Raw genomic sequence first — 11,532 nt, forward strand, 5'->3', positions numbered from 1 at the left:
TTCAAACACCTCCTAATGATTGGTAGAGTGGCAATAAGATCTGCAAATAAACCAGTAAAATCTCGCCGCCGATTAACAAAAACAAAAGCGGTTGGATCAAATTAACAAATTTCTCCAATTGGCGCTGCAAATTAAAAAATAGTTGCTCTCCGAATAGTTTGAGGCCTTCCGCCACCAGGTGCCGTGACTGTCCCATCGTTAATAAACGCGCCACTTCATCTGGGACAAAAGGTTCCTGAAGTGCCTCGGTTAATTCTTGCCCTCGTTGAACTTTCGCCTGAATCCGACTACCTAAATTTCCAAGTGGTCCTTCCAAAGTTGCTAAATGCCGACAAAAATCGGAAATATCAGCCCCCGCCAACAAAAATTGAGCCGCTCCGGCAGTAAATTGAAACTGATAATACATTCGCAGAACCTGCCGCATCCCCGGCACTTTTTGTAGAACCAAGAGTCGCTTAAGTGGCGTTAAGCGGCGCCAGACCAAATAAATCACCACACCAAGTCCGATCAGCACAGCAAGACCGCCTAACTGAACCGCGACTAATTCTGATCTCGGCAAAGACAAGGCCGGCAGTACGCCAAACACAACGACAACCTGTAAAACCATCAACATGGCCAATAATAGACACGGATAAACAAGCAGTTGGGTCATTTTCTGCCGATTGCGCACGCGTAAGCCAAGATAATCACATGCTACTGTTAGCGCCTTAGCCAAATCACCGTGAATCTGTGCCAACTGTAACTGTTGAAAAAGGATGGGTGCCAGCTCTTGGTGCGCCACCGCTTCTGAAAATGCAATTCCGTTAGCCAGTTCCGCTTCAATTCGTTCCCAAACAACCCGATACTTTGGCGCACTGACGCGCAAGTATGCGAAAACATCCGGCAAACTGAAACCAGCCGTGATTAACGCGGCACTCTGGCGACAAAAACGCTCTTGGGCAATTAACGGCACCTTCATGAAACCACCTCTTGTGCTTGGCTTTGCGACGAGCGTTCAAAAACAACTAGTTCTGCCACCGGATGAATCACCGGACGATAGCGCAACGCAATTGCCGCACTGGCAGTCAACGCAGCCGCAACCAACGCTTCAGATAGGCCGAAACTCGTTAACCGCAAAGGCGTATCACCGGCTGAGCGTGCGTGAACCGTCGCCAATACAATATGACCGCTAATGGCTGCTTCACAGGCGCTTTGTGCGGTTTGCCGATCACGAATTTCCCCGATCAGTAAAACATCAGGACGATGACGCAAGGCCGCCTTTAGCAGCTGAGGGTAACTCATTTCTGCTTCCGGATTCACCTGAAGCTGAAGAAATTGAGGTTGATTGATTTCAACAGGATCTTCTATCGACAACACCATTCGCGACTCAGCCAATCGCGTAGCTAATTGATAAAGTAGCGTTGTTTTACCTGATCCGGTTGGCCCGGCCAGCGTCAACATCCCGCGCCGCTGCAACAAGACGCTCATCAACCGATCCAAGAGTTGCCGAGCACCGTCTGCATCGGGAATGCCGCTGATTAACCGCACGACCAACGATTCGCGGCCGCGATAGTCCGCCACCGAACTTAATCGCAAAAATACTGACGGCGCTTCTTGATAGAAAGCACCTAGTTGAACGCGCCGATGTTCTGCCACGTTCATACCCGCCATGAATTTCAGGTAATTAATCTCCTGTTGCCCTAAGCGCGCCTCCCGTTTTGCCAGTGTCATCAGTCCTGTAGGTAGTCGAAGTCGAACAAGATACCCCTGTGCACTCGGCAAATAATAGATATCACTGGCGCCTTTTGCTAACGCACTCGTCAACAATTCATTTACTGATTGCATGCCTTTCCCCCCTACACTAAAAGAGTTCGCAATTCACGGGGAAACTCCTTTTGCAGCCGATTTTTGGGCAAAATAAAAAAGACAACGCATCTGCATTGCCTTTTCAAACATGTTCTAATAAATCAATTAGTCATCTGGCCAGTCGCCAGCTGTATAGACTTCCTGAACATCGTCATCGTCTTCCAGTTGGTCAATCATCGCTTGGAATTGTTCAACTTTGTCCTTAGGAATCGGTGTCAGGTTTTGCGGCACCATGGTTAATTCATTTTGAACGAATTTATAACCCTTTTCTTCTAACGCATCACGAACCTGCGCGAATTCTTTAGGGTCGGTATAAATTTCATAGGCTTCATCCGACGTCTGCATGTCTTCAGCGCCGGCTTCAAGTGCATCTTCCAGCATCTGATCTTCGTCAACGTCAAAATCTTCGCGGGAAATAACCAGATAGCCCTTGCGATCGAACATATAGGAAACCGCACCGGCTGCCGCCATATTGCCACCATGACGGGTAATCGCAACCCGCACAGAACTGGACGTCCGGTTGCGATTATCGGTCAACGCTTCAACTAAAATCGCAACGCCACCCGGACCATAGCCTTCATAAGTCACTTCATCATAATTAGCTGCATCGCGATCACTCGCTTTATCTAACGCCCGTTTGATGTTGTCTTTAGGCATGTTGGCAGCTTTGGCTTTGTCCATGACCAAACGGAGGGATGGGTTACCACTGGGGTCAGGACCACCTTGCTTTGCTGCCATGTATAATTCACGTGATAATTTCTGGAAAATCTTACCACGCTTAGCATCCTGAGCGTTCTTACGGCCTTGGATGTTATGCCATTTGGAATGTCCTGACATGATAAACCCTCTTTTCATAAGTATAGATGCATACGGATCGTTAAAATTATAGCAAAGAATGAACCGTTATTCAACGTCGCTTCCGCCACCACAGCCATCCCCACATCACGGTCACGGCAATGGCTGCTGCCACTGTGTCCAGCATCACATCCTGAAACAAAGGCGTCCGGCCGCCTGTCAACATCTGGTGGAATTCATCAAACGCGGCAATGCCGGTACAACTCAACGTCACCAGTGGCCAGTGAAGCCACCGATTCTTTTGATACATAAATGTTCCTTGGGTTAAGCCTAGCCCCAAAAGGAAAAAGATCGTGACATGGGCGCCTTTGCGAATGAAGAACTCGACAAATTTAAAGTAACCCACCTCTGCTACCGATTGCGTTTCACCGGCATAATCAAAGTGAATCGTGCTCAGAAATGGTTTAAACGGTTCACTTTGCAACAGCCGTTCCATGAGCGGCACAGTTGTCTGCTCCTTGTAAGTCATACTTGAGCTCACAAATAAAATAAATAAAAGTACTGCGGTTAACCAAAGTCCCCAATGACGTTTAAAAGAATGCACAAACTTGCCCTACTTTCACTCATAATTTTCTCATCTACTGTATAATAAACGTATTTCGAAAGGAAGTGCTGACATGTCTTACCCAATTAACTGGAATCTCGATTCAATCTTCCCCGGTGGCATCGACTCACCACAACTTGCCGCCCGAATCCAACAGGTAGCCGACGAACTGCCGCAACTGGAAACCCAGGTGGCTGCTTGGTCGCCTAGCGATGACGCTCCTGAGTTTACCGATTTCAAAACTTTTTGGCAACTGTTTGAAGATATTAGCAAAGGCCTAGGCACCACGGGCAGCTTTGTTGAAATGATTGCCAGCGCCGATACGGCCAATTTAAAAACCGGCCCATTACAAGGTCGGCTCACCACGCTCGAGACGCGTTTTCAAAACATTAATAATCCGCTTGCCAAGAAATTAGCTGCCATGCCGCAAGACGCGTTCGATCAACTGACCGCAACAGGCAGTTTAGCGGAAAGTCGCTTCGGGCTCGCTGAAATGCGTGACCAAGCCAAGGACCTGCTTGATGACCAAACTGAAACCATGATCAATGACCTGGCAGTTGATGGGTACACCGGCTGGAGTGACCATTACACCACTTTAAGCGGCAGTCTTAAGTTTCCGGTTGTTGAAAACGGAAAAACAACCGAGCTGAGTGCCGGCCAGACGCAAAACAAGTTTGAAGGCGCGCCTGATCCTAAAGTGCGGCGGGACGTTTTCAACGTTTGGGAACACGTCTGGAACGATCATGCCAGTTTGTTTGCCGAAACGCTCAATCACATTGCTGGATTTCGGTTAACTGATTACCGCTTGCATCATTATCCGGATTATCTTTACAAACCGCTTCAATATAACCGCATGCAACGGGCCACATTGGATCAAATGTGGCACACCATCAGCGCGAATAAGGCACCATTTGCCGCCTACCTCACCCGCAAGGCCCAACTAACCGGCCAGCCAACCATGACTTGGCATGATCAGTGGGCGCCGGTCATCGTTGGCGATTTCAAGCCAAAAACATACACCTTTGACGAAGCAGCCGAATTCATTGTCAGCAATTTTGCTAAATTCTCACCCAAAATGGCCGCATTCGCCAAACACGCCTTCGAAAACGGTTGGATTGAAGCTGAAGATCGGCCGGGTAAACGCGCCGGTGGCTATATGACCAGTGTACCGGACGTTAAAGAAAGCCGAATTTTCATGACTTTTGACGGCTCGGCATCTGGCGTTTCAACCATTGCCCACGAATTAGGCCACGCCTTCCACAGTGATATTTTGAAAGACATGCCGGTTCTGCGTCAAGACTACGCCATGAACGTTGCCGAAACTGCTTCGACATTCGCTGAATTAATCGTGGCCGATGCGACGGTCAAAGCCGCCACCGATCCCGCAGAAAAGCTTAACCTGCTTGATGCCAAAATGACCAATCCAATAGCTATGCTGCTGAACATTCACGCCCGCTTCCTGTTTGAAGACAGCTTCTATCAAGAGCGAGAACACGGCATTGTCAGTGTACCGCGCCTAAAGGAATTGATGACCGAAGCCCAGCAAAAAGCTTACGCTGGCGGTTTGAGTTCATTTGACCCAATGTACTGGGCGGACAAACTACACTTCTATTTTGACAATCCGCCGTTCTATAACTTCCCGTATACATTTGGCTACCTGTTCTCTAGCGGTATTTACGCCAAGGCGCAACAAACCGCAAACTTTGAAGATGATTACATCGCGCTGCTGCGGGATACGGCCAACATGTCGACAGAGGAACTGGCCAAAAAGCATCTCGGGGTTGATTTGACGCAACCAACATTTTGGCAGCAAAGCATTGACCTAGCCGCCAAGGATGCGCAACAGTTTATGCAGTTGAGCGAGGACTACTTAAAATAATTGCTGCCCATTTCTTCTTAGCGGAAAGATTCTGATGAGACAAAAAGCCTGTTTGCTAAAATGCTAGCAAACAGGCTTTTTCGTGGAGCTATCCCATCATTTTAAGATCAACATTAACTTTTCCGTCAACACCCAACCTTATTCAACTGTGACAGACTTTGCCAAGTTACGCGGACGATCAACGTCATAGCCGCGATCGGCACTTGTGAAGTATGCCAGCAATTGCGCCGGAATGATGGTAACAAGCGGTGCCAGCAGCGGATCGATGTCGTCCACAATAATCTGATCACCTTTTTGTGCCTGACTGGCCATTGCAATGTGCAAGACTTTAGCACCACGGGCCTGAACTTCATCGGCATTACTGCGTGTGCGCGCAGCTGTGAGCGGATCGGAAATGATGGCGACAACCGGCGTATTCTTTTCGATCAAGGCAATGGTACCGTGTTTCAACTCACCAGCAGCAAAACCTTCTGCCTGAACATAACTGATTTCCTTGAGTTTCAACGCTGCTTCCAGGCTGGCATAATAGTCGCCGCCGCGCCCGATGTAAAAGGCATTGCGCGTAGTTTTGAACATATCCGTCGCCAGTTCGTGGATGCGATCTTTTTGATCAATCAAAGCTTGCTGGCCAGTCGCTGCCAAACCCAATTGGTGGATGACGTCAAAGTCCTTAGCTGCTTGCAGACCCTTGGCTTCCCCAACGGCTTTGGCAACCAATGCTTCAACGGCAATTTGGGCGGTGTAGGCTTTGGTCGAAGCCACCGCAATTTCCGGACCACCATGCAGCAACAAGGTAAATGTTGCTTCACGGGCAAGGGTTGAACTACCGACATTGGTAATGGTGAGTGTCTGATAACCTTGCTTCTTAACTTCAACCAACACCTGACGAATATCAGCTGTCTCGCCGCTTTGGGTTAGGAAAATAAACAGCGGATGCTTGGACAATAACGGCTGATGATAAGCAAACTCCGAAGCAACGTGCACTTCAGCCGGGATGCCTGCCAGCTGTTCAAACAACGGGGCACCGACTAACCCGGCATGATAACTGGTGCCGGCTGCAACAATATATAGACGATCGGCTTGCTGTAAAGCCTTCATCAGGTCTTCTGGAATTACCACATGATGTTGATCATCGGTATATTTTTCAACCAAACGGCGCATTACAATTGGCTGCTCGTCAATTTCCTTGAGCATGAAGAATGGGTACGTGCCTTTGGAAACCTCACCGTCATCAACTTTAACCGTAAATGGCTTACGTTCTTCGACTTTGCCATCAAGTGTTTCGATGTGAATGGCATCAGCCGTCAGCGTCACAATTTCCTGATCCTTGAGTTCAACAAATTGGTCGGTTTCGCTCAGCATAGCCAACGCATCGGAAGCCACAACGTTGAAGCCCTTGCCCCGACCGATCAAAAGTGGGCTCTTGTTCTTAGCCACATACAGCACGGTTGAATCCAGGCGATCAACCATGGAAAAAGCGTATGAGCCTTGAATTAACTTCAATGTCTTGCGCAACGCCTCTTTGGCAGACAGGCCTTGACGGGCAAACAAGGCAATCAGCTGTACCACAACTTCAGTATCTGTGTCACTATGCAGTTCGATGTCTTGAAGGTATTGCTGCTTCAGGTCATTGGCGTTGGTCACAACCCCGTTATGCACCAGATAGAAGCGTTCGTCATTAGAAACCTGCGGATGTGCATTGGCTTCGGTCGGTCCGCCATTTGTTGCCCAGCGTGTATGACCAATCCCCATGACGCCCTGAACATCCGGTGTCACTGCTTTTTCCAAATTAGAAATATGGCCAACCCGCTTGATCAGATGGTCATGACCGGCTTGATCGTTTACATAAATGCCAGCTGAATCATACCCCCGATATTCCAGCTTTTCGAGCCCTTTAAGCAAGATTTGGGTTGCATTTTTCTTACCGATAACACCAACGATTCCACACATAGTCAACATCCTTTTCCTAATGTCTATAAATTGGTTTAGACAGATTTTTTTATTGGTATCGCTAAAAACAAAGCTAACTATATGTTTTAAGCGGCAGTATGTCAACACTAAATTTTCAATGGTATACTTTTCGTAAGAATATTGGTCTATATCTTTTTGCAAAAACGCGCTCAACTTAGACAATTCAAGGTTTGATCACCCCATATTTTCCATAAAAAAGCATTAAAAAAAAGCCACTGAAATTTTGCTCAGCGGCTTCTTAGACCAAACTACCATGTAACTTGACAAATATTAATCTTTTGGACTGCCCATTTCGCGCTTAACGACTGCAACGATCTGGTCGACATAACGCGATACCAAGTCTTCGGTTTTGGCTTCAGCCATCACCCGCAGCAATGGTTCCGTACCGGAAGGGCGCACGAGCACGCGGCCATCGCCAGCCATTTCTTTTTCAACCGTATCGATAGCTTCTTGAATTTCCGGATAGGCTTGCCAATTATCCTTGTCGGCAACTTTGACGTTAACCAGTTTCTGTGGGTAATCCTGAACCGGGGCTGCCAGCTCGGATAGTTTCTTGCCTGTCTTCTTCATGACGTTTAGCAAGTGAATCCCCGTCAACATCCCATCGCCAGTGTTGTGATAATCAAACAAAATGATGTGGCCGGATTGTTCGCCACCGATGTTGTAACCGTCTTTACGCATGGCTTCCACGACATGGCGGTCGCCAACCGCGGTCTGAACAGACTTCATACCATTGGCTTCAAGCGCCTTATACAAGCCGAGGTTGCTCATCACTGTGGTCACAACCGTATCTTGTTTCAGGCGGCCTTGTGACTTCATATAGCTGCCTAGAATGAACATGATCTTATCGCCATCGACAACGTTGCCTTCTTCATCAACGGCAATGCAGCGATCACCGTCGCCGTCAAAGGCCAGGCCGACATCGGCACCTTTTTCAACGACAAACTTGGCCAACGCTTGCGGATGCGTTGAACCTACGTCGGCGTTGATATTTAAGCCGTCCGGGCTGGTGGCCATCGTATCGAAGTCCGTGTCAAGATCGGCAAAAATCCGGCTAACCAAACCACTGGTAACACCATTAGCACCGTCTAAACAAACATGAATGCCACTTAAGTCATCCGAGAGTGTCTGCTCCAAAAATTGCGTATACTTGAGCGCACCTTCAGGATAATCGTCAACGGTTCCCAGTCCCTCTGCAGCCGGACGCGGCAGGTTATCTTCCGGTGCATCTAACAAAGCTTCAATTTCTTCTTCCGTTTCGTCAGAAAGCTTGTAACCGTCTGCGCCAAAGAACTTGATACCATTGTCGGCAACCGGATTATGTGAAGCCGAAATCTGAATCCCGGCATCGGCCCCTTGAATTTTAATTAGGTAAGCAACTGCCGGTGTTGTGATAACGCCAAGATCCAGCACTTCAATGCCAACCGACAGTAATCCGGCAATCAAAGCATCTGCTAACATCTGACCGGAAATCCGAGTATCGCGCGCTACCAGAACCAGTGGCCGATGACTGGCATCCTCCTTGTGCTGAGTCAGCACATAGCCACCCGTACGCCCGAGTCGAAACGCCATTTCCGGACTCAGTTCCTTATTAGCAATGCCACGAACACCATCGGTACCAAAATACTTTGTCATCTTATTTTTTCCTCATTTCTTCCAGTGGTTATTTTTCACTTGCTGATGTGCTTTCGCTTGATGAACTTGATTGAGAACTACTGGCACTGGATGAATTCGATGAAGCGGTTGACGTGCCAGCGTTAGCGTTGGTGCCCACATCATCATCATTATCATTACCACCACCATTACCAGTCCCTGTGTTGCCAACACTTACCGTCACCTTAATGGTTTTCGGATCAGCCGCAGAAATACTGTCGTTGAGATCTGTCACATTAAAAGTTCGCGTGGTTGTCGACGTAATGCCACTGACATCAACCGGAACAGTTAACTTGCTCAACTTATCCAGACTTTGCTGGTCTCCATATACGGTAACCTGTTTTGTGTCTGACGACAAGGCGTACGTATGCCCGCTCGCCGCATTACCGGTTTGCTTCAACTCGATATTTACTTTTTTACTGGGTTGAGAAATCGGCAATGTCACGTGCACGGTTTGCGGTGACAGCACCACATTCATAGTATTGCCATTATCATCCAACGCTTGCAATAGCACTTCCTGGTCAACTGTCTTGCGGGTATTGTGCGCCAACGAGACATTGGCAACGACCTGGGCAATCGAATCGATCACGGAGCGTGCACCCGTCACTTCAACGGTTCGCGCCGAAAGCTTAGGGTCACCTGCCGCATAACCAGAAGCAATACTGGCCTTATTATAGCGAACCTGAATCGGCATGGTCTTATTGTCCCGCACCTGGATGTCGACAGTCACTGATTTAGGCGAAATCGAGTAGCTTAAATCTTTGTTCAAACCTTCCGCCTTCAAATGGACGCGATGCTTGCCGACACCTAAATTGGTTAAATCAGCAACCACCCGAAAATTCTGGGTATTGGCGGTCATGGTCACTAAAGAAGCCGTTCCTGTCAGTGCAACCGATACTTTTGATGGATACCCAGTGATGAAATACTTGTCGGTATTGGCGTTAACCTGCAACGGTACTTTCACGGTCTGAGTCTTGTTCGCTACCAAGGTTGTATCATCGTTGGCATTCTGCCGCGTATTGTTGATACTCTCAACGTTGACATAAGCGAACAACCCGATCGCGAGAAGCAAGGCTAACAACCGATTAACCCATGGCTTATCCCATAAGCGATTCATTGCTTGCCCTCCTTCTTTTTGCGCTGACTAAAAAGCCGCGAAAAGAAACTGACAACCGGATTTGGATTGGGCGCCTCTTCTTTTGGTACCAACTGAGCCGTCAAGAACTTCATGTAATCCTCACGCGTCAGGTTGCGAATCAAATTATTATTGTTCGTAATCGTGACTTCACCGGTTTCCTCAGACACAACAATCGTCAAGGCATCGGTCACTTCACTGATCCCGACAGCTGCCCGATGACGGGTACCCAGTTCCTTGGGAATCAGGTTACTGTCCGACAACGGCAAATAAGCCGCGGCCACCGCAATTCGATTGTTGCGAATGATGACCGCCCCGTCATGCAACGGCGTGTTAGGAATAAAAATGTTGATCAACAACTCGCCACTAATATCCGCATCCAGTGGAATACCAGTCTCGATGTAATCCTCAAGGCCGGTATTTTTTTGAATGGTAATCAGAGCACCGATGCGGCGTTTGCTCATGTACTGAATCGCCTTATCCAGCTCTTTGACCATACGCGTTTCGGCTTCATGTTGGTTATTGTTTGAGCGGAAAATCAACGATCCACGTCCAAGATGCTCTAGACCGCGGCGAATTTCCGGTTGAAAAATAATGACCAGCGCCGGCACACTCCAGGTAATGACCAAATCTGTCAGGTAGCCAACCGTTTTGAGTTGCAAAAACCAGGAAATAATCTTGATGGCCGCAATGACAAAAACACCTTTAAGCAGCTGCACGGCTTTGGTACCGCGAACCAGCATGATCAAACGATAAATGACGTACCAGACGACGAGGATGTCAACCAGATTAATAAGGGTGGACCAAGTTAATAAATTTGCGAGATAGGTGCGCATCCGCGTTCCTCCATTGTGGTTTGAAATCAAACTTCTGAATAATTATACCACGAGATGCCTAAACGGCGGGCGCTGAACCGAATGAAGCGGTACTGCGGCGTTGACCGCGAAAAAATAAGCTTGCTTTTTTGGCAAAAGTCGTGATAATAACAAGTGAGTGAGCACTCACTACATTCCAAAAGAAAGTGGCTAAAATATGTCAAGAGAACCCGTTGTCCAAGTGACAGCCCTGCAGCAAGGTTACGGTCAAAAAATCGTCCTTAGCGACATTGATCTCTCCTTAAATCGTGGGCAAATCCTGGCTTTAATCGGTCCAAGCGGTGCGGGCAAAACAACCTTGATCCGTAGCATTATGGGCATGATACGCCCCCAATCCGGTCAGGTACTGGTTTTTAATCAACCTGTCCCTGATCGATTGCTTTTAGCGCGGATCGGGTTCATGGCCCAAACTGACGCCCTTTACGAAAGCTTGACCGGCGCTGAAAATTTAACTTTTTTTGCCAAAATGCAAAGCGTCAAGCAGACACAAATGACCGGGCAATTGCGCTACGCTGCGCATGTTGTTGACTTGCAATCTGCCCTCGATCAAAGCGTCAGAACTTACTCCGGCGGCATGAAACGACGACTATCACTTGCCATCGCGTTGATCAGCAAACAGCCGCTTCTGATTCTGGATGAACCGACTATCGGCATTGATCCTGAGTTACGCCGCAAAATCTGGCAGGAATTGCACCGATTGGCGAGCGATCAGGGTGTCGCGATTATTTTAACAACCCATGTCATGGCTGACGCCGAAGAAGCCGATGTGCTCATG

The 11,532-nt window shown here is 48.2% G+C and carries 10 protein-coding genes; 2 read left to right on the plus strand and 8 right to left on the minus strand.

Annotated elements, in window-relative coordinates:
• Position 1 precedes the first annotated feature (1 nt).
• From GSO_RS04030 to GSO_RS04045, 4 genes are all read right to left on the minus strand, one after another.
• A complete protein-coding gene (locus GSO_RS04030; RefSeq protein ID WP_010489254.1) occupies positions 2-958 on the minus strand; it encodes a type II secretion system F family protein in 957 nt (318 codons plus the stop codon).
• Positions 955-1,824: an ATPase, T2SS/T4P/T4SS family gene (locus GSO_RS04035; RefSeq protein WP_010489255.1), complete on the minus strand. Its 870-nt coding sequence runs from the start codon at positions 1,822-1,824 to the stop codon at positions 955-957. The genes GSO_RS04030 and GSO_RS04035 overlap by 4 nt, the downstream gene beginning before the upstream one ends.
• 126 nt (positions 1,825-1,950) lie before the next feature.
• Positions 1,951-2,682 (minus strand): YebC/PmpR family DNA-binding transcriptional regulator, encoded by a 732-nt coding sequence (locus GSO_RS04040; RefSeq protein WP_010489256.1) that lies wholly within the window; start codon positions 2,680-2,682, stop codon positions 1,951-1,953.
• Positions 2,683-2,752: 70 nt separating this feature from the next.
• On the minus strand, positions 2,753-3,244 hold the full coding sequence (locus GSO_RS04045; protein ID WP_010489257.1) for a VanZ family protein: 492 nt from the start codon (positions 3,242-3,244) through the stop codon (positions 2,753-2,755).
• 73 nt (positions 3,245-3,317) lie between these two features.
• Between GSO_RS04045 and GSO_RS04050 the strand changes: the two genes are divergently transcribed.
• Entirely contained in the window at positions 3,318-5,123 is a 1,806-nt protein-coding gene (locus GSO_RS04050; protein WP_010489258.1) for a M3 family oligoendopeptidase, read from the plus strand.
• 138 nt (positions 5,124-5,261) lie between these two features.
• Here GSO_RS04050 and glmS read toward each other — a convergent pair whose 3' ends face one another.
• The 4 genes from glmS to cdaA form a co-directional block, all read right to left on the minus strand.
• Complete coding sequence (glmS, locus tag GSO_RS04055; RefSeq protein WP_010489259.1) at positions 5,262-7,073, minus strand: glutamine--fructose-6-phosphate transaminase (isomerizing); 1,812 nt, start codon at positions 7,071-7,073, stop codon at positions 5,262-5,264.
• 291 nt (positions 7,074-7,364) lie between these two features.
• A complete protein-coding gene (glmM, locus tag GSO_RS04060) occupies positions 7,365-8,729 on the minus strand; it encodes a phosphoglucosamine mutase (protein WP_010489260.1) in 1,365 nt (454 codons plus the stop codon).
• Between the two features lie 28 nt (positions 8,730-8,757).
• Positions 8,758-9,864 (minus strand): CdaR family protein, encoded by a 1,107-nt coding sequence (locus GSO_RS04065; protein WP_010489261.1) that lies wholly within the window; start codon positions 9,862-9,864, stop codon positions 8,758-8,760.
• Positions 9,861-10,718, minus strand: a complete 858-nt coding sequence (cdaA, locus tag GSO_RS04070) for a diadenylate cyclase CdaA (RefSeq protein WP_010489262.1) — start codon at positions 10,716-10,718, stop codon at positions 9,861-9,863. Before cdaA ends, GSO_RS04065 begins: the two co-directional genes overlap by 4 nt.
• A gap of 196 nt (positions 10,719-10,914) precedes the next feature.
• On the opposite strand from cdaA, the gene GSO_RS04075 reads away from it, so the two are divergent.
• A partial coding sequence (locus GSO_RS04075; protein ID WP_010489263.1) for an ABC transporter ATP-binding protein occupies positions 10,915-11,532 on the plus strand: 618 nt, incomplete at its 3' end.

The organism is Lacticaseibacillus zeae DSM 20178 = KCTC 3804, from assembly GCF_000260435.1.
GTDB classification, from domain to species: domain Bacteria; phylum Bacillota; class Bacilli; order Lactobacillales; family Lactobacillaceae; genus Lacticaseibacillus; species Lacticaseibacillus zeae.